General features: G+C 38.0%; 23 protein-coding genes and 1 rRNA gene. 14 read left to right on the plus strand and 10 right to left on the minus strand.

Annotation, left to right across the window (positions count from 1 at the left end; translation table 11 throughout):
* Positions 1–43 precede the first annotated feature (43 nt).
* Positions 44–406: a DUF2512 family protein gene (locus tag NC797_RS12255; RefSeq protein WP_272437079.1), complete on the minus strand. Its 363-nt coding sequence runs from the start codon at positions 404–406 to the stop codon at positions 44–46.
* A gap of 73 nt (positions 407–479) precedes the next feature.
* Positions 480–893, minus strand: coding sequence for a helix-turn-helix domain-containing protein (locus NC797_RS12260; RefSeq protein WP_272437080.1), 414 nt, complete (start codon positions 891–893; stop codon positions 480–482).
* A gap of 152 nt (positions 894–1,045) precedes the next feature.
* Between NC797_RS12260 and NC797_RS12265 the strand changes: the two genes are divergently transcribed.
* Entirely contained in the window at positions 1,046–1,345 is a 300-nt protein-coding gene (locus NC797_RS12265) for a hypothetical protein (RefSeq protein WP_272437081.1), read from the plus strand.
* Between the two features lie 352 nt (positions 1,346–1,697).
* On the opposite strand, the gene NC797_RS12270 is transcribed toward NC797_RS12265, so the two are convergent.
* Both NC797_RS12270 and NC797_RS12275 read right to left on the minus strand, forming a co-directional pair.
* Positions 1,698–1,817 carry a YfhE family protein gene (locus tag NC797_RS12270; protein WP_272437082.1) on the minus strand — a complete coding sequence of 40 codons (120 nt, stop codon included), beginning with the start codon at positions 1,815–1,817 and terminating at the stop codon, positions 1,698–1,700.
* 56 nt (positions 1,818–1,873) lie between these two features.
* Positions 1,874–2,437, minus strand: a complete 564-nt coding sequence (locus NC797_RS12275; RefSeq protein WP_272437083.1) for a GNAT family N-acetyltransferase — start codon at positions 2,435–2,437, stop codon at positions 1,874–1,876.
* A 417-nt stretch (positions 2,438–2,854) separates the two neighbouring features.
* On the opposite strand from NC797_RS12275, the gene recX reads away from it, so the two are divergent.
* Both recX and NC797_RS12285 read left to right on the plus strand, forming a co-directional pair.
* Positions 2,855–3,673: a recombination regulator RecX gene (recX, locus tag NC797_RS12280; protein WP_272437084.1), complete on the plus strand. Its 819-nt coding sequence runs from the start codon at positions 2,855–2,857 to the stop codon at positions 3,671–3,673.
* 18 nt (positions 3,674–3,691) lie between these two features.
* A complete protein-coding gene (locus tag NC797_RS12285; RefSeq protein ID WP_272437085.1) occupies positions 3,692–4,027 on the plus strand; it encodes a YfhH family protein in 336 nt (111 codons plus the stop codon).
* 73 nt (positions 4,028–4,100) lie between these two features.
* Here the strand turns inward: NC797_RS12285 and NC797_RS12290 are convergent, their stop codons facing one another.
* The 3 genes from NC797_RS12290 to NC797_RS12300 all read right to left on the minus strand — a co-directional run bounded on the left by NC797_RS12290 (position 4,101) and on the right by NC797_RS12300 (position 5,609).
* Complete coding sequence (locus NC797_RS12290) at positions 4,101–4,265, minus strand: YpzG family protein (protein ID WP_272437086.1); 165 nt, start codon at positions 4,263–4,265, stop codon at positions 4,101–4,103.
* Positions 4,266–4,282: 17 nt separating this feature from the next.
* Entirely contained in the window at positions 4,283–4,438 is a 156-nt protein-coding gene (sspK, locus tag NC797_RS12295; RefSeq protein WP_272437087.1) for a small acid-soluble spore protein K, read from the minus strand.
* A gap of 181 nt (positions 4,439–4,619) precedes the next feature.
* Positions 4,620–5,609 carry a metal-dependent hydrolase gene (locus tag NC797_RS12300; protein WP_272437088.1) on the minus strand — a complete coding sequence of 330 codons (990 nt, stop codon included), beginning with the start codon at positions 5,607–5,609 and terminating at the stop codon, positions 4,620–4,622.
* 81 nt (positions 5,610–5,690) lie between these two features.
* On the opposite strand from NC797_RS12300, the gene mutY reads away from it, so the two are divergent.
* The 4 genes from mutY to NC797_RS12320 all read left to right on the plus strand — a co-directional run bounded on the left by mutY (position 5,691) and on the right by NC797_RS12320 (position 9,853).
* Positions 5,691–6,782, plus strand: a complete 1,092-nt coding sequence (gene mutY / locus NC797_RS12305) for an A/G-specific adenine glycosylase (protein ID WP_272437089.1) — start codon at positions 5,691–5,693, stop codon at positions 6,780–6,782.
* A gap of 149 nt (positions 6,783–6,931) precedes the next feature.
* Positions 6,932–7,207 carry a gamma-type small acid-soluble spore protein gene (locus NC797_RS12310; RefSeq protein ID WP_272437090.1) on the plus strand — a complete coding sequence of 92 codons (276 nt, stop codon included), beginning with the start codon at positions 6,932–6,934 and terminating at the stop codon, positions 7,205–7,207.
* Positions 7,208–7,407: 200 nt separating this feature from the next.
* Positions 7,408–7,938 carry a nucleoside tri-diphosphate phosphatase gene (gene ntdP / locus NC797_RS12315; protein WP_272437091.1) on the plus strand — a complete coding sequence of 177 codons (531 nt, stop codon included), beginning with the start codon at positions 7,408–7,410 and terminating at the stop codon, positions 7,936–7,938.
* Positions 7,939–8,065: 127 nt separating this feature from the next.
* Positions 8,066–9,853 (plus strand): ABC transporter ATP-binding protein, encoded by a 1,788-nt coding sequence (locus NC797_RS12320; protein WP_272437092.1) that lies wholly within the window; start codon positions 8,066–8,068, stop codon positions 9,851–9,853.
* Positions 9,854–10,142: 289 nt separating this feature from the next.
* Here the strand turns inward: NC797_RS12320 and NC797_RS12325 are convergent, their stop codons facing one another.
* Entirely contained in the window at positions 10,143–11,213 is a 1,071-nt protein-coding gene (locus NC797_RS12325; RefSeq protein ID WP_417168713.1) for an FUSC family protein, read from the minus strand.
* Positions 11,214–11,759: 546 nt separating this feature from the next.
* Positions 11,760–13,055 carry a glutamate-1-semialdehyde 2,1-aminomutase gene (locus NC797_RS12330; RefSeq protein WP_272437094.1) on the minus strand — a complete coding sequence of 432 codons (1,296 nt, stop codon included), beginning with the start codon at positions 13,053–13,055 and terminating at the stop codon, positions 11,760–11,762.
* Between the two features lie 251 nt (positions 13,056–13,306).
* Here NC797_RS12330 and NC797_RS12335 point away from each other — a divergent pair, with 251 nt between their 5' ends.
* The 5 genes from NC797_RS12335 (at position 13,307) to perR (ending at position 16,703) form a co-directional block, all read left to right on the plus strand.
* Entirely contained in the window at positions 13,307–13,744 is a 438-nt protein-coding gene (locus tag NC797_RS12335; RefSeq protein WP_272437100.1) for a potassium channel family protein, read from the plus strand.
* A 52-nt stretch (positions 13,745–13,796) separates the two neighbouring features.
* A complete protein-coding gene (gene bcp / locus NC797_RS12340; protein WP_272437095.1) occupies positions 13,797–14,267 on the plus strand; it encodes a thioredoxin-dependent thiol peroxidase in 471 nt (156 codons plus the stop codon).
* 315 nt (positions 14,268–14,582) lie between these two features.
* Entirely contained in the window at positions 14,583–15,533 is a 951-nt protein-coding gene (locus NC797_RS12345) for a D-2-hydroxyacid dehydrogenase (protein ID WP_272437096.1), read from the plus strand.
* A gap of 3 nt (positions 15,534–15,536) precedes the next feature.
* Positions 15,537–16,094 carry a cob(I)yrinic acid a,c-diamide adenosyltransferase gene (locus tag NC797_RS12350; RefSeq protein ID WP_272437097.1) on the plus strand — a complete coding sequence of 186 codons (558 nt, stop codon included), beginning with the start codon at positions 15,537–15,539 and terminating at the stop codon, positions 16,092–16,094.
* Positions 16,095–16,256: 162 nt separating this feature from the next.
* Positions 16,257–16,703, plus strand: coding sequence for a peroxide-responsive transcriptional repressor PerR (gene perR / locus NC797_RS12355; protein ID WP_272437101.1), 447 nt, complete (start codon positions 16,257–16,259; stop codon positions 16,701–16,703).
* A gap of 324 nt (positions 16,704–17,027) precedes the next feature.
* On the opposite strand, the gene NC797_RS12360 is transcribed toward perR, so the two are convergent.
* Positions 17,028–17,414 (minus strand): YgzB family protein, encoded by a 387-nt coding sequence (locus NC797_RS12360; RefSeq protein ID WP_272437098.1) that lies wholly within the window; start codon positions 17,412–17,414, stop codon positions 17,028–17,030.
* 151 nt (positions 17,415–17,565) lie between these two features.
* On the opposite strand from NC797_RS12360, the gene NC797_RS12365 reads away from it, so the two are divergent.
* Together NC797_RS12365 and NC797_RS12370 are read left to right on the plus strand one after the other, a co-directional pair.
* Positions 17,566–18,441 carry a nucleotidyltransferase-like protein gene (locus NC797_RS12365; RefSeq protein ID WP_272437099.1) on the plus strand — a complete coding sequence of 292 codons (876 nt, stop codon included), beginning with the start codon at positions 17,566–17,568 and terminating at the stop codon, positions 18,439–18,441.
* 776 nt (positions 18,442–19,217) lie between these two features.
* A 16S ribosomal RNA gene (locus tag NC797_RS12370) occupies positions 19,218–19,306 on the plus strand; the annotation flags it as partial.

Below are 19,306 nucleotides of genomic sequence, written 5' to 3' on the forward strand. Positions count from 1 at the left end.
TCAATTTGGAGGGCTTAGTACATACGCTCGTAGTTCACTAACATTATTCCTCAATCGGTTCTTTTCTCGTTCTGTTGCTTTTGACAAGCCAGCTATGTTGGAAAATCTCAGAAATAGATAGCAATACAGCAGTAAGAACTGCGCCCCAGAAGGTAACGACAGTATTTTGAAATGCAATGGCAACATAATAAACAAGGAGAACTGAAACTGCAAAATCCAGCATTGTGCTAACCCAAATCGTTCCTTCTTTTAAAAGAAAAACTTCCATGACGTAGCCAACCACAGCAAGGATCACCCCAAGTATAATCGGTTGATACCAATACGCAAAGTTCACGTTCGTAAATAACCAAGAAGAAAGTACCACAATGACGGGACAAGTAACCAACTTCACAAGAAGTCCAGACATTCAAATCCCTCCTTTTTGGTTATCTTTAGCCTTAAGTAGCTAAATTATGAAAACCGTAAAAAGGCTATCCTTTTCATACTCGATCGAACTCATCTATTATGTTTTGGAACAACGTGTGGAGAGATTTTTGCTTTTTAACAGAAAAGTTCTGCATACGAAGAAGCTGCTCTTTAAAAGCAGGGTGCTTTAAAACATATTCAATAATATCGACAATCTCTTCGTCCATTTCTTTATTGGATCCATATGCTCTTTTAAATTCCTTTAATAAATCTTTACGAGGTGTGTGAATACCTACCAAGTAATCTAGAGAAATATTAAAAGCACTGCTTAACTCAATAAGGGATTTAATGTCTGGAATGACGGATCCATTTTCCCATTTCGCCACTACTGATCTAGAAATAGTAAGTATTTCAGCTAATTGTTTTTGTGTCCACTCATTTTGTTCACGAAAAAATTTTATATTGTAAGCAATGTTTTCTAAATTCATTCTATCCCACTCTCAAACGAACTCTCCTATTAATCGCTATTGTATAATCGCTATCGTAACATTATCTTTAAAAAAATAGCGGGAATATTTGTTCCTTTTAAGAACATATAGTAAAATGTTCTCATAGGGAACTAAGAGAGGGTGGGAATGGGATGATCGGATGTTTGATTTTATACCATAGCAGTATTACAAATAAAACGAAGCTGCAAATTTTTCAGGCAATGTTTGCGGTGAAAGAAATGCAGGTAGAAGAAGATGATGAACATACAGTCATTGGCTACATTTTTGATGTAAGTCAGTTGATGGTTTGGCAAGCTGCTTTGGAGTTTGAATGCGCTGATGTTCTAGTGGGGTTTGGATTCGGGACAACAGTAGAAGAGGTGAAAGCCAAAGCCTATCGTTCCCTAGCTAAAAGGATTAGCAAAATGTTTGAGATGAATGCATTACACTAAGGAAAGAAAAAATCGGCTTCACCAGTATGCATGGTGATCAACCGAAATGATTCTGTGATTATTTTCCCCGTTGCCAGGGGAGAAATCAGGCTCGTTTGTTCATCAGAAGATAATCACGCATCCAAGAAGTTATCCACAACACGAGCCTTTCACACACAATAATCAAGTAAGTTATCCACATTTTCCACAAAAAGAAAGAAAAATATCCACAAGATGTTATGCACAGGAAAGGTTCCTATTTAACAGCCTTTTTCAAGGTTATCAACATTGTGCACAACACTGTGGATAAATAGAGTTAGGGGAGGAAATTTGCTTCCTATTTAAATATACCCTCCCAAACGAAATCGTAAACCTATTCTTTTCGAGAATGGTTAAATGCGCGGTTAGCCGCCTTGAATTCTCTCTGGTAAAGCACTTCCTGTGTTTTTGACAAATTGGTTTTTTGCTCACGCAATGTTTGTTTTTTCCTCATACAAACATCCCTCACTTTAGATTTGTTATCTTTATAGTATCCTAAGTGGGCATCGTTTATACTGCGGTTTCCTCATCGTTCACTGTAGTATGTGTTTCATGATGAAGTGCACGATGTAAGAAGTATTGTTCTTTTGTAATAACAAATAGTTCATATACAGGCTCATTTGCGTTAATTTTTTCAAATATTTCACGGTAAAGGATATTGCCTAAAGAAACAAATGGAATTTTCAACATAGCTTTCAGGGAGCGTGTATTTGTTTTTCTAATTTTTATAAAAATCGCTTTTATTCCTGCCGTTTCAAAAAGTTCTTCAAAAAAGGCTTCTTTTGCTAATTTGTTATAACCTTTTCCGAAATAAGGCTGCCCAATCCAGGTGGCAAGGAAACCTTTATTATCGTGCAGATCAAAGAGGCTTATCGTTCCAATTGGATGATGAAATTCATTTACTATTGTTCGGGTGATTAATTCACCTTGCTCCTCAGCTTCCATCGTTTGTTTCGTTAAAAAATAGTACTCATCAACAGAGTAGGCTTTGTGACGGACATAAGGGAAAACTTCTGGGTGCGTTAGTAGCTCATAAAGTGCAGGTACCTCATGAAGGTCTCGTTTTTTTAACATAAAAAAACCTCCTGTAATGAGGAGGGTTTCCACATAGAGATAGTGAGAAGCCCACCCTCGAATTTTTATTAAGATGCAACAAAAATTCGGGGTGGGAATCGAACCCACTAGAACCAGTATAACTGGTGGCGCACCATTTGCCTTCCCTGTATTCATTTTAAAGGGTGTGCAAATAAGCCGATTTTTTGCACATCCATTTTTATTATTAATCCCATGAATATCTTACACAATTTAGAGTAAAAAAGGAACATCTTTTTTACTCTAAAATCCGACATTTTTTGGCATGGAGATTGTTGTGAGAATTCTAAATCTGCCTTGTGTGTCAAAAGGTAAACAGATAGTGGAACCTATGATAGAATAAAGTGAATCAATTCGAAACTGTTCTTGATACCTGTATCATGAAGTAGGGGTGAATGAATGGACAAAATTTCTCGTATTGCGACACAGAAAAATAGTAAGAGCCGCTATTCTATCTTTTTAACGAATGGAAATTTGGAAAGGTATGGTTTTAGTGTGGATGAAGCAATCCTTGTCGAGCATCAGCTTCGAAAAGGAATGGAACTGGATGAAAGTACGATACAGGGATTAACCAAAGAGGATACCATACATAAGTCCTATTCAATGGCATTACATTATCTTAGTTATCGAATGCGCTCTGAAAAGGAAATGAGTATGTATTTGGAGAAAAAAGAGGTGGATGAAGAGCACATTTCAATCATCATCCAACGACTAAAGCAAGAGGGACTATTAAATGATCTCGAATTTGCAGAAGCCTTTGTTCAAACGAGGCTACAAATGACGAGTAAAGGCCCATTTTTTATAAGAAAAGAATTAATAGAAAAAGGGATTAGAGATGACATAATAGAACGAGCATTATCTTTGTATACCTTTGAAGATCAGTATCAAAAAGCGTTACAGTGGGTAAATAAAAAGCGAACGACGAAAACAAAGAAATCATTTCAGCACCAATTACAAGGGCTTCAGCAAAATTTGCTCCAAAAGGGGTTTGCCTCAGACGTTGTGAAAGAGGTGTTGAAAGAGGCTAGAGAGGGACAGGAAGAAGATTCGGAATGGGAAGCAATCGTTTATCAAGGCGAAAAGCTCATAAGAAAATTTAACAAGCAGTCAGAGGGCTCAGCATATAAGCAAAAGGTGAAGGCAGGTCTTTATCGAAAGGGATTTCGTCTAGAATATATTGATCGATTTTTGGAAGAACATCTTAATGGCGAATATTAACGGATAAAGGGTGAAATGATGGAACGTCGGTATAGTGATTATACAGTAGAAGAACTTAGAGATGAAATAGGGCGCTTAAAGGAAAAAGTACAGAAGGCAGAACAGATGGGGAATATTAGTGAATATGCCATATACGAAAGGAAAATCCATATGGCGTTGGCTTATACGATGAACCCAGGGGATTTCAAGCCAAATGAAGTTTATGAAATTCATGGAGATCCTGGTCAGAAGTTCAAAATTAATTATTTGAATGGCGTTTTTGCTTGGGGCAATCGTATTAATCTAACTGGGGATAAACTAGAAGATCAAGAAGCACTCCCAATCTCCCTCTTGAACAAGAAAGTTCGAGAATAGCTAGAAAATGCTCTCTTATCAAAAAGCGATAAAGGATGAATATCCTTTATCGCTTTAGTAGGGAAAAAACCGCTTAGTTTCGTTTACGAGCCTGTACTTCGGTTATGATTTCTGCTTGGTTTTTTTTCGTTTGGCCATTTACTTGATGACCAGCATGTTTTGGTTTTGCTGTCGGAGATTGAAATGGATCACGATACAAATTGTCAAAAAAGGCCTTTCGTTGACGTTTGGATGCCATTGTGTCATTCCTCCCAATTAATGATCTCGGTTAGATGATTTTTTCATTCTTTCCTGAGGTCTTGTGTTGGTTTGACCATTTGCCCGTCTGGGGCTATAAGCAGCTTTGGCACGAGCGCCTTCTGCTTCACCATTCATCGTCATTTCAGGGAAATCCTTTTTCTTATTACGCATTTCAACAAACCTCCCAGCAAAATTGTATCAAATGCAATGATACAATCTTATGATGTACGGATTTTCAACTTGTATGTGATAGAATAAGGGTCAAATGTTGGTAAAAGTGCGTGTTCAAAAAGTCACCAAATTAGATAAAAAGGCTGTCGCATTTGTAATGCCCGACAGCCTTTCTTTCCTGTTATAATAGAGATGGTTCATCCGCTAATAGTTTGTTTTGGAGTTTTTGTTCGGAAAAAATCCACCCAGTATACGAGCTAATGATTTTCATGTTTTCGTCAATCTGGACAACGGCCACGAAAGGATAACGTCCATTTGACCTGTACCTTAAATCAATGAAACGTACTTCCGTGTAATTGTCATAATAGTATATTTCCCACCGGTATACAGGGGAGAAAGAAAGAAATGCATCGACGTTCTTATCTTCCTTAGCCTTTTTAATTAAATTGCTATCTGGTAAAGGCACTTTTTCAAATTCATCCACAATCTTAATGTGGCCGTTTTCTGCTTGGCCTACATAAAAATAGTTTTCGGTAGTAATTGCAAGTCGCCAACTATTGTGCTTGATCGTTGGTGAGGTGGCAATCTGTTCGACATTTGGAAAGTGGCCATGAACTTTCTTAACAATTTCTCGTTTGTCCATATACCGTTTCAAATAATATAGAATGATAATCGAATAAATGGTTAACCACGTGTATCCTGGGCTCGCGCCAAGTGACCAAGCACCAATTCCAATGATGTGCAACAAAAAGATATAAGGATCAAACGTGTTAATAAACCCGTATGCGACCCATCTTCTTGTAAATGGCCGATAGGCTTGAGTCCCATATGCGTTAAAGACATCAACTAAGACGTGTAATATGACAGCCAAAAATGTCCAGAACCATAAATGAAAAAAATTAATCTGTGGCGTTAATACGTAAATTAGCCCGGAAACTGGGATTCCCCATAATAAAACGGCTGGTATCGAATGGGTAATTCCACGATGGTGACGAATATATACAGCATTGTTTTTTAGCTTAAGGACTGTGTCAAAATCAGGGGCATTGGATCCGATAATGGTTCCAGCTAGAACTGCATTAAATAAAGCGGGATCCTGTTGAACAACTGGATCTAATGTGGCAATCCCCCCTAGTGCGATACCCATAACGATGTGGGTGCCAGTATCCATCCATATCCTCCTTTTCTAATTTTAAACACGTATTTGATATAAATATCACAATTATTATTGTAACATGAAAGGTGACATACTGTGAAAACAGAGTATATCCATCAAAAATTAAAACAAATAGACAAAAAGCAATTCCAACATGATTTAATCACTTGGTTTGAAAATGAGCAAAGAGACTTACCATGGAGAAAGAGCCAAGATCCATATAAAATTTGGATATCCGAAATAATGCTGCAGCAAACGAAAGTTGATACAGTTATTCCATATTATGAACGATTTATCAATAAGTTTCCAACTCCTGCTGATCTTTCATCAGCTACTGAACAAGAAGTGTTAAAAGCCTGGGAAGGGCTTGGTTACTATTCGCGTGCACGGAATTTGCAGCATGCTGTCAGAGAGGTTGTCTCTGAATACGGTGGCATTGTTCCCAATACCCCCGAAAGATTAGGTAGCTTAAAGGGAGTAGGTCCCTATACAACAGGTGCTATATTGAGTATTGCGTATGATATTCCAGCACCTGCAGTTGACGGAAATGTCATGCGTGTCCTCTCGCGAATATTTCTAATTGAAGAAAATATAGCAAAGCCATCCGTTAGAAGCCTATTTGAACACTTTGTAGAAAAATTAATATCGAAGCAAAACCCTTCTTCATTTAATCAAGGGTTAATGGAGCTAGGTGCTTTAATATGTACACCTAATTCTCCTGCCTGTTTGTTATGTCCTGTTCAACAACACTGCCAGGCATTTGCTGAAGGCAAGGAGTTAGAGCTACCGATAAAGGAGAAAGCAAAAAAGAAAAAAATAATTCCTTACACTGTATTAGTCATTCGCGATGATCATGAAGGTTTTTTAATTGAAAAAAGACCTGACAAAGGACTACTAGCAAATCTTTGGCAGTTCCCAATGGCACCATTATCTGATATCGATAAAAAAAGTATTCCTCATTGGTTTTATGGAGAATACGGTATAAAAATAAAAATAGAAAAACAGATCGACACCATGAAACACGTATTTTCCCATATTATTTGGGAACTTGACGTAATCGAAGCCTCCATTATAGAGGAAGATGCAAACAAAATGGAACGACCAGATACCACCGTGGTTTCGATTCAGGATATGGCAAACTTCCCGATGCCTGTTCCACATCAAAAGATTGTGAAGCAGCTCCAGTAAGAGAAAGTGGTTACTAAGTATTGTAAACAAGTGCATTTGTATTATTCAGATATAGCAAAATTTGGTGTGGCAGGAAATGATTATTACCAAAGACAGTTGGATAACATCCTTCATGTTGGGATAGATTAATTAGTGCGGAGGTGATAATCATGGCTAAAAACCAAAAACAACAGCCAAATCAAACAGCTGCAGGAACGAATGTTCAAAACGTAAAGAAACAAAACCGTCAAGCGGCGCAGGGGCAAGGCCAATTTGGTACTGAATTTGCTTCAGAAACGAACGCGCAGCAAGTGAAACAACAAAACCGACAAGCCGCGCAAGGTCAAGGTCAATTTGGTACTGAATTTGCTTCAGAGACCAACGCACAACAAGTAAAAAAACAAAACCAAAAATCAAAACAAAAAAAGCAGCAAAACCAACAATAACGCACGCACCCCCGAACTTTAAAGACGAAAAGGAGCTCTCCCACATACGGCGGAGAGCTCCTTTTTTCTATAAGCGTACCTCTTTTAAATCCTTCATTGCAATATAAAAAATGTGCTTTTCTTTTCATTTTATAGCCGTAAACGTTATAATAAAAAAATATGAAGGATGTTGATCCACCTTAACAAGGAAGGAAGATTAGATGGCTGGCCCAAATCCTGGTATGCAAATGGAAATACAGAGCTATAAACATAATGGCCAGCTCCATCGCGTATGGGAAAGTAGTACGGTCTTGAAGGGTAATCGAAATATCGTGATCGGAGCTAATGACAAAACACTCGTTACAGAAAGCGATGGAAGAACATGGTTAACAAGGGAACCAGCAATTTGTTACTTTCATTCCATGCTGTGGTTTAATATCATTGGTATGCTACGTCATGACGGTATTTATTATTACTGTAACATCAGTTCCCCGTTTGTTTATGATTCAGAGGCATTAAAATATATTGATTATGATTTAGACGTCAAGGTTTTTCCAGACATGACATTCACATTGCTAGATGAAGATGAATATCAGCAACACAGCATAGAAATGAATTACCCTAAGGTGTTGGATCAAATTTTGCGTAACAATATAGATGTTTTGATTCGTTGGATCAGACAAAGAAAGGGGCCCTTTTCACCAGAATTTATTGATCAGTGGTATGAACGGTATTTAACCTATCGTTATTAAAAGATATTGTTCGTGATAAAGAAACCCTTGTCGCAAATAAAGTGGCAAGGTTTTGTCGTTTCTATAATAACAAACATTTTGATGTGCTCTTTTATGGGGGCGTTCAAATAGGGGTGAGGTTTCATCAATGGAAAGCATTAAACGATACTTAATTTTTGTAAAGCCGTATAAGAAAAAGATATTTTGGACTGTTATGATCGGGATTGTTAAATTTTCGATTCCGTTATTATTACCTCTCATTTTAAAATATGTTGTAGATAATATTATTGGTTCCGATCAGCTAGGGCAATCCGAAAAACTATCACAACTTTTTTGGATCATGGGAGCCGCTTTTGTCATTTTTCTAGTATTACGGCCACCTGTAGAATATATTCGCCAATATTTAGCACAGTGGACAGGAAACAAAATTTTATTTGATATTCGAAACAAATTATTTGATCATATTCAGAGGCTTAGTTTGCGCTATTATTCCCAAACGAAAACAGGGGAAATCATCTCAAGGGTAATTTTTGATGTGGAACAAACAAAGAACTTTGTTATGACAGGATTAATGAATATTTGGTTAGATATCATTACGATCTTGATTGCGATTGTTATCATGCTGACAATGAATGTCTGGCTTACGCTCGTATCTATCGCGTTGTTCCCGTTTTATGGTTTTGCGGTGAAATACTTTTATGCTAATCTACGTCAGCTTACACGTGACCGTTCCCAGGCGCTAGCACAGGTTCAAGGTCATTTGCACGAGCGAGTTCAAGGAATTCCAGTCACAAGAAGTTTCGCTTTAGAGGATTATGAACAGGAACAATTCGGCTACAAAAATGATAATTTTCTACAAAAAGCCATTGACCATACTATTTGGAATGCGAAGACGTTTGCTGTTACAAACACGATAACGGATTTAGCACCACTATTAGTAATTACATTTGCAGGTTATCAAGTAATCACAGGTAGTTTAACTATTGGTACTATGGTCGCCTTTGTCGGGTATATGGAACGGGTTTATAGTCCGCTTAGAAGGCTTGTTAATTCATCGACTGTGTTAACCCAGTCGATTGCTTCGATAGATCGTGTATTTGAATTTATGGATGAAAAGTACGATGTTGAAGATAAAGCGAACGCAAAAGAATTAAAACATGTGGAAGGTGAGGTAAGCTTTGATCAGGTTTCATTTGGTTATGCAGATGAGGAAGCATTAGTATTAAAAAATGTATCTCTCCACGTTAAAAAAGGAGAAACAATTGCATTCGTCGGCATGAGCGGAGGAGGAAAATCCACTTTAATTAGCCTAATCCCACGGTTTTATGATGTAACAAGTGGTAGTATTAAAGTGGATGGAATTGACATTAGAGATGTCAAAGCAAAATCATTACGCGACAAAATTGGAATGGTATTGCAGGACAACATTTTGTTTAGTGAATCCATTGCCATGAATATTAGAATGGGAAATCCAAATGCAACGGACGAAGAAGTGATAGAAGCGGCTAAGGCAGCGAATGCACATGGTTTTATTATGAATTTGGCCAACGGATATGAAACATTAGTCGGTGAACGTGGTGTGAAACTGTCTGGTGGACAAAAACAACGGGTTGCAATTGCACGAGTGTTTTTGAAAAATCCAGCATTACTGGTCCTTGATGAAGCGACCTCCGCATTAGACTTAGAAAGCGAGCACCTGATCCAAGAAGCCTTAGAAAAATTGGCTTCTGAGCGTACGACCTTTATTGTCGCACATCGATTAGCGACAATCACACATGCCGATCGAATCATCTTAATCGAAAACGGGGAAATTAAAGAAGAGGGCACCCATCGTGAATTAATGAAACGAAAGGGCAGCTACTACAATTTATATCAAGTTCAGCAGCTCGATGACACAAGTGGGGTAACAGGAGGAAAGGCACCTTCACCGAGTTAGTTTGGGACAGAGGAACAGGTTCCTTGTCTTGGTCTTAACACAGGGTCAAGAGGGTTAGCATACTACAATCCCGCGGATATGAAATTAATCAAAAAACCGAACAACCTATCTGTAGGTTGTTCGGTTTTTTCATCTTTAAATGGTTTTAGGATTTTAGATCCCTACTTTTAAGCGAAGCGTAGGTGGGAATTTTCAATCAGGTGGAGTCGAGACTCCATCTGATTCCCCGATGTTTCAGCTAGCTGAAACGAGTTCGCTTATTGATGTAATAGGACAATCCTCTTTCCCACTATTTATTCATTTGTAGCTGTTCATCCTGGTGAAATTGCTGATAACTTTTTAATAGTTTACGCAAGTGGATGAGGTGATTATGATATTCCATTAGGTGGGCTGCCAGTGATAAAAAAAGCAGGCGGTTATCCGCATCGTCTTCATATAGATTGATTAAAGATTCCGCTAGTTTTGGTATATTAGGATCAAGTACCTCTTGAAGCGTTTCTTTATGTTGTTTTTTGATTCTCCCCATTGAACTAAGGAGTATTTTTTCATGTGAATGAATCACTTTATCGAGCTCTTGAATAAGGGTATTTTGAAACCTATCCGGAATTTGTTCTATTTCATCATCTAATTGCTGAAAGGCTTTTAATACTTCAAAGGCTTTTTTCGTGGTAGCAATCAATTCACGAAATAGGATTAATTTTCTTGCTTTGGAATAATGACGTTTCTTTAAATATGTTCTTTCCTCTGCATAAAATAAATAGGTTTGATCAATATGCGTCATGTTGTTTTGGATGTGTTGGATTTCTCCCTTTAATGCAGGCTCATCCGATAACTGCCTTGTAGTAACCCTTAACCATTGCAAAACATTTGAAGTGGTTTGATTAATCTCGTGAAACAGCTTCGTTTCATACTTAGGTGGCAAAAAAATAAGGTTCACTAAAAACGCGGATAAAATTCCTAACGTTAGTGCTGTAACACGCATAAGTGCAAATTCGATCAATGCGAGATCGGTTGTTTCCATAATGGCAATAACCGCTACTAATGCCAGAGAAATGGTACTCTCATTCATCTTAAGTTTCATACAAATCCCGATAACAAGAATGATTACAAATCCGATCACAAATGGATCATTTCCAAGTGCAAAAACAGCAATAATAGCCATGACTGCTCCAATAATATTTGCCTGAATTTGCTCGATGATTGTTTGATAAGACCTGTATATGGACGGTTGTATAGCAAACACTGCTGCAATTCCGGCAAACACAGGCGAAGGAAAGCCTAGCAGAGCTGCTGCATACAAAGAAATGGCTACTGCTAAACCTGTTTTTAACATTCTTGCACCTAATTTCAAGTGAATCACCTCTATAAGTCAATTATATCCGTAATATATTGATCTTTAAATGGTTTTAGGGTATTAGACCTCCACCTCTAAGCGAAGCGTAGGTGGGAACTTCCAATCAGGTGGAGTCGAGACTCCATCTGATTCCCCGATGTATCAGCTTGCTGAAACGAGTTCGCTCGGTTCAAAGTTAGTATACTGCATTTTTGCAGACTTCAATAGGATATGAACCGAAATGGAATATATGAGTAAACAAATGGAAAGAAAACAAAAAAAGAGCCTTTACACGTTTGTGCAAAGACAAAAGGATCTAACTCTTAGGAAAGGTAATTCATCAAAAACAGAGAAAGGTTTCAGAAAAACCATGTTTAATATGAATTTTCTGATTATTAACTGTCAAGACTTATGTTAGCACAAGGTACTAAAAAAATCAATTAATTATTCAAAAAAGTGAATAAAAATAATTATGGTGTTTCTAAATTAAGGGAACGAACTTTAATCAATATGGTATATTTTATAATAATTTCCTTTTTCACTAATTAGAGTCATTCGCCCATAACTGTATAATCATGCATCTGCCATCATTGCAAAGGTGTGCTTAGACGCTTGTAGTGTTGCTTCGATATCTTGTTTTGTGTGTGCTATCGTGAGAAACCAAGCCTCGTATTTTGATGGTGCGAGATGAATCCCTTGGCGGAGCATTCCTTTAAAGAATTGTCCAAACAATTCCCCATTTGTTGCTTCGGCTTGAGCATAATTTTCTACTGTTTCTGTAGTAAAATAAACAGTTAATGCTCCTTTTAAACGATTAATCGTGATTGGGATATTGTACGTGTTCGCCTGTTCTAAAAGTCCTTTTTCTAGGATTTCGCCGAGTGTATCCATTTTCTCATAGACGCCTTCTTCTTTTAAGAGTTCTAAACAAGCAATACCTGCAGACATGGATGCTGGGTTACCAGCCATTGTACCCGCTTGATAGGCTGGTCCCAAAGGTGCAACCTGTTCCATAATTTCTTTTTTTCCACCATAAGCACCGATCGGCAGTCCGCCACCTATGATTTTACCCATCGCGGTCATATCTGGTTCGATATGTAAGAGTTGTTGGGCACTTCCGTACGTAAACCGAAATGCTGTGATCACTTCATCGTAAATAACGAGTGCCCCAGCGTTGTGTGTTAAATCATTCACCTGATCAAGAAAACCAGGATTTGGTTCCACGATACCGAAATTACCGACAATTGGTTCCACCAAAACAGCCGCAACCTCCTCCCCCCAACGGGAAAGTGCTTCCTGTAATGCTTCAGGATCGTTAAATGGTACAGTAATGACATCGGAAGCAATCGCTTTCGGCACGCCTGCTGAGTCAGGAGTTCCAAGTGTGGAAGGACCAGATCCTGCCTGTACAAGCACAAGATCGGAATGACCGTGGTAACAGCCAGCGAATTTTATAATTTTATTTCGACCTGTATATGCTCGTGCCACTCTAATTGTTGTCATCACGGCTTCTGTCCCAGAATTAACAAAACGGACTTTTTCTAATGACGGAATCGCTTCTTTCAACATTTTAGCAAAAGTATTTTCAAGTTCTGTCGGTGTACCATAGAGAACGCCATTTTGAGCCGCCCTCGTAATTGCTTCTGTAATATAGGGGTGGGCATGTCCAGTAATAATCGGCCCATATGCTGCCAAGTAATCAATGTATTTGTTGCCATTCACATCCCAGAAATAAGCCCCACTTGCTTTTTCCATATAGACTGGGGTGCCACCACCAACACCTTTATATGCGCGTGACGGAGAATTCACCCCGCCAACAATATGCTCTAACGCTTCTTTATGTAGCACTTCAGATTTAGAAAAGTCCATATCAATGCCTCCATTCCTTATGCTATTGGTATTATAACATGTATTCCTAGTAGCGCATGTATGAACAAAATGTGTTTATGTGCCTGTCCAAAATCCTCTTCACATGCCAGACAGCGTGATGTGTATAATTTTAATTTTTATATAAAAAAGTAGAGGTAATACTTTAGACAAGCAGTGAATAACAAATAGAGTAGGGGAATTCATTGCTTTCAGGGCGAACTGAAAGTACTGAAGGGGGATTGTATTTGAACATGTGGGTCGTTATTGGTTTGGTTGTTCTGTCGATCGGGGGAAGTTTGTTTTCATTTTTTCACTATCAACCATACCGAAATAGTTACTTCTCGTTCGAACTTTTTTATACGCTTCTTTTTGTATATATATCTGTGATGTTAGGTTTTGCATCCATTTATTTTATTTTATCTTTCAATGGCATCATTTTAATAGAGGGAAATGCATTTAAATCAGTTAATGTTCTAGAGTCATTAGCACATTCTTTATACTTCAGTGGTGTTACCCTTCTTACAGTGGGCTACGGGGACATAACTCCGATCGGGATAGGACGTTTACTTGCATTAATCGAAGCGTTGATTGGGTATATCCTACCAGCAGCATTCTTCTTAAAGCTTTGGCAAAGTTCGATTCCACATCAAAGCCCAGAAAATGAACAGGAAAAGTTCAATCATTTGTAACATTGGCTAAACTTGGATAACCTAGAGGTAGAAAGTTTAAGGAGGGATTGTCATGAGTTTAGAAGTAGGCCAAGCTGCACCAGAATTTGAGTCGGTGGCGAATAATGGAAATAAAGTTAAGCTAGCCGATTACAAAGGAAAAAATGTTGTACTTTATTTTTACCCTAAAGACGATACACCAGGTTGTACAACAGAAGCATGTGATTTTCGCGATAACCATGAAACCTTTGCTGATCTTAACGCGGTTATTATCGGTGTTAGTCCAGATTCAGCGGAAAGCCACCAAAAGTTTAAAGATAAACATGATCTCCCTTTTCTATTATTAGTTGATGAAGATCATGAGATTGCAGAAAAATATGACGTATGGAAGCAAAAGAAAAAATTTGGTAAAGAATACATGGGCATCGAACGATCTACCTTTATCATTGATAATGAAGGAAAGCTTAGAAAAGAATTCCGTAATGTAAAAGTAGATGGACACGTAGAGGAAGCTTTAAAGTACATCCGTGAACATCTAGCTTAATAATTTTATAAAAAATGCTCTTCTTGGGAAAGAGGAGCGTTTTTATTTGAAAGCTTAAATTGCGTGTTCAAATTTAACCACAAATTTGACATAGGTAGGCAAAGCCTCTATACAACGGGTTTTTTCAGGCATATAGTAAAGTACTGAAACCTCCCTTAAATATAAATCACTATTGGGCACACTGGTCATCCTTTGTGCTCCTTTTTTTAAGACAAGAAAAAATCATGATGTTTGTGCTTTTCACAACATTATTCTTTTCTGAATTGCAAAAGTATATCATAATAAGGATAGTGATAAACAAAGGAGTTATGAACGATGATGATTTTGTCGTCAGCAAAATTAAACGTATCGATCCAGTCAAAATTAAGAGAAAGTTATCCGGAGATCACATTCACTTTTTGTAAAGGTATGGAGGAGGCTCAATCTTATCTTGATCAAGCTGAAGTATTGATAACATATGGAGAAGACCTGAACGCTGATTTAGTTGAAAAAGCAACGCATTTAAAGTGGATTATGGTATTGTCTGCTGGTATGGATGAAATGCCGTTTCATACGATTCAAGCCAAAGGGATTATGGTGACGAATGTTAGAGGAATTCACGCAATCCCAATGGCGGAATATGCAATATCGATGATCCTCCAAGTATCAAGAAATGCAAAAGAACTTCATAAACATGAACAGCAACACACATGGGGACGCAAAGTGCCAATGAGAGAAATCACTGGAGGAACAATGACGGTTGTGGGGACTGGTGCGATTGGACAAGAAGTAGCGAGATTATCCAAGGCATTTCAGATGAAAACGATTGGTGTATCCAGAAGCGGGAAGGATCAACCACACTTTGATCAGATGCTTACTACGGATCATTTAAGTGAAGCAGTAGAAGCAGCCGACTTTATCGTATCTGTTTTGCCAAGCACAAAAGAAACACGACATCTATATACATACGAACATTTTGAAATTATGCCTTCACATGCGATCTTTTTAAATATGGGCAGGGGGGATGCTGTCCAAAGTGACGTTCTGTTAAAGGCGCTAAATAATCATGAAATAGGTCATGCAGTGCTAGATGTATTTGAACAAGAGCCACTGCCACCAGACCATCCATTTTGGGAACATGATAAAGTCACGGTCACACCGCATCTATCTGGTATTTCTCCAGAGTATGTGCCGCGAGCCATTCATATTTTTGTACAAAATTTAGCGAAGTATGTAAGTGGAGACAACGATTTAATCAATCGCATCAATCTAAACAGGGGGTATTAAAATATGCGAATTTACACTAGGTCAGGGGATAAAGGAACAACGTCATTAATCTTTGGTAAAAGAGTGCCCAAAAACGACATTCGGGTAGAAGCATATGGCACATGTGATGAGGCGAATTCAATGATAGGAATTAGTTTAAGTCATTTGAACGAGGTCGACTGGAACGAGAAAGGACAATTTGAAGAAACGCTACACAGGGTGCAAACCATTTTATTTCATGTGGGGGCAGAATTGGCCACGCCTAGTGATAAAGAAGTAACATGGAAACTAAAAGAGGAACATATTAAAGAATTAGAGCAACAAATTGATGAATGGGATAAGGAATTACCTCCATTGAAAAATTTCATTCTACCATCTGGCATCCCGACTTCTGCTGCCCTGCACTCAGCCAGAACGATCGTCAGAAGGGCAGAGCGTTCTGCTGTAGCACTAAATGATGACGATGCCTACCCCCTTGTTGTTTCTTATTTAAATAGACTTTCTGACTTTCTATTTGTTGCTGCAAGATTTGTAAATCACAAATGCGGGGGAAAAGAATTACCACTTAAAGCAGATATTTAGTATATATGGCTCTTGTTTTTAATATACTTTTATTGACAGGATCGTACACAAGCGGTTACACTTCTTATAAGAATTATAAACTAATAATCGTACTAGAAAAATAATGATACTTTCTCAAGCTGGTTATTATAAAATGCATGAATACAATTGAAAGCGAGGTGCATGGCGGTGTCAGAAGAACTGAAAATTCAAGAAGCTGTTGGCCGGCTAAAAGAATCAGGCGTTCGAATTACACCACAACGTCATGCGGTACTTGAATATCTTTTAAATGCCGATATACATCCTACCGCTGATGATATATTTAAGGCCCTCGAAGGAAAATTCCCAAATATGAGTGTAGCAACGGTCTATAACAATTTACGTGTATTTCGTGAGATTGGTCTTGTAAAAGAATTAACCTATGGAGATTCTTCAAGTAGATTTGACTGTAATACATCAGAACATTACCACATTATTTGTGAAACTTGCGGCAAAATAGTAGATTTTCACTATCCGAGTCTTGATGAAGTTGAATCACTTGCAGAGCAGGTTACAGGTTTTGATGTAAGTCATCACCGTATGGAGGTATACGGTACTTGCAAAGACTGTAAAGCAGTAACGAAACATTAATTTTTCTTTTGTGATATTCGCTTACATGAAATTTTCATATGCCGTCCCTTGCCACAAATAATGTGATAAGGGATTTTTTACTGTAACGTTCAGTGTCGAACGCTGGAACAGTCCGTCGTGGACAAGTAGGTGCGTAGTTGATCATACGTATTATTGAACATCCTCATAGAACAAAAAAATCCGTCCTTCATGTTGAGGCGGATTTTTTTCGCTTTAATGCGTGTTCAAAAAGTCGACAAATTAGCAGGTCGACTAATGTCGCCACGTCCTGTGGCAACGTCGACACTAGTACGTCCTGTGCGTTGCAAGCAGGCCATAAAACCTTCACTTATTTGTGTCCGTTTCATTCTTTATTTTTTTACGATATTGCTTAGAATTATAGGCCTCGTCAAACTCTTCCCCTTCCAGGTTCTTGTCCATTGTTAGAGGTTGTTTGCAGTGCATGCAAGCATCTACACGACCAAGCATTTTTGTCGGTTTGTCACAGGAAGGGCAAATAATGGAGACGGCCCTTGTAGAGAGCATCCCAATCCAGAAATAAACGACAGTACTTAACGCAATACATAAAAGTCCGAGAATAAAGAATAACACCATTAACCATTCTATATTTTTAAACACAAGTCCAACATACATGACACCAAAGCCAATAAAAATTAAGCTCAAAGCAAATGTTCTAATTTTATTTATTTTACTAGAGTATTGTAACGCCAATTTCTTGTTCCCTCCTTCACATCTCAATGGCTAGTATAGCACAGTTTTAATAACGGATTAAAAAATAGGAACTAAAAAATGGGGTATGAAAAAAGGGATTTATCTTGTTTTGTAGAAATAGTTTCTATTCTATTATTGGAGGAAATGAAAAATGGAAGATATACTAAGACCTATTTACCAAGAACGTGCTAGTCAAAAAAACACACTTGGTGTTTTGATCATAGAAAAGAAAAAACCAAATAGCCCTGTAACGGATAACTTTGATGTAATACTTTTAATAATTGTAAAAGAAGCGGAACAGCCTTGGTATGTAAAACACTATGAATTTAACGATAAAACAGCTGCCATGCACATCGTCGATGAAACATTATTAACAAGATGGATGGATACAAGCACATTTCGTAGGTCTGTTGAATGGATTATATATGGGAAAACGGTTTTTGATCGCAATGAATACATTGCAAATTTAAAAGAACAGCTTCGGAATTTCCCGCAAGAAAAACGCGAACTAAAAATGGCGATGGAGTTTTCCAAGCTAATTCGAAGCTATATGGAATCAAAGGACTTATTTGAATCCGATCAACATTTAGATGCATACAGCAGAATGCTTCACTCGCTTCATTATTTAGCACGGCTTGCAATTATAGAAAAAGGATACCATCCCGAGATAACAGTTTGGAATCAGGTAAAGCGAATTGATCCAGAGGTTTACAAGCTATATGAAGAATTGATAAAAAGTAACGAAGATCCAGGAAAACGAGTGGAACTAATGCTGTTGGCTGTAGAATTTGCAATTCGTTCAAGAGCAGAAAATTGCGCAAAGCATTTACTAAATATCATGACAAGTCGAGAAGAAGCGTGGACATTTGGAGAATTGAAAGTTCATCCGGATATTCAGCCATATACGTTAGAGTTGAGTTCAACAATTGAATACCTGGTCGGAAAAGGTATGATAGAAGTCGTACAATCAGAAACAAAAGGTAAAGGTGTTTTTCATCGAAAGTACAAAACGAATGTGGATAGATGAGAATCTCGTAGCTGTGAATGAGCATGTTGTTATAGTGTGTATTCAAAAAGTCGGCAAATTAGAAGGTCGACTAATGTCGTCGCGTCCTGTGGTAACGTCGACACTAGCACGTCCTGTGCGTCGCAAGCAGGTCGAGGCGGCGCTGTTTTGAGTAACGGAGCGAAAGTTTGTTGTTTCGAAAGCATTACCTCACGCGAAGAAAAAGTGTTCTTCTTTTTCTAAGGATATGCTTTTAATACGTGAGTAAGGCAATTACTTGAATTTACTACCTTACTGCCTTGCTGCCTTGCGTCGAGAGATATACAACACTGTTGTTCGTGGGTAATAAGTGATATTGAAGAAGAAACCCTTAATGGAGCTCAACCATAGCTGACTCGACCTTATAAATTCTGATCGTACAAAAAAGTGTTAACTATGTTATTGACTTGGCTGTTTTATCGTGTTATATTTATTTCCGTCGTTGAAAAGAGAGGCGATTTTAGCTGCAAATTTAAATACGATGAAATGTTGACAATGAAAGTTCATCATGGTATATTAATTTAGCTGCTATCGAAAGCAACCACAAAAAATGGTTGACAGTGATTGCGGCGAGATGATATAATATAAAAGTTGTCGCTAAGAAACGACATAATTTTGATCCTTGAAAACTGAACAAAACAACCAGTAATGTCAAGTAAGAAAAAGCTAGTTTTTCATTCGAGCAAGATGAAACGATCTTCGATTAAGTTCGCAACGTTTTGTTGCAACATCGAAGTCAGCACATCCATGTGCAAACTTTTATGGAGAGTTTGATCTTGGCTCAGGACGAACGCTGGCGGCGTGCCTAATACATGCAAGTCGAGCGCGGGAAGCAAGCAATCGCCCT

Source organism: Terrihalobacillus insolitus, from assembly GCF_028416575.1.
GTDB lineage: Bacteria > Bacillota > Bacilli > Bacillales > Amphibacillaceae > Terrihalobacillus > Terrihalobacillus insolitus.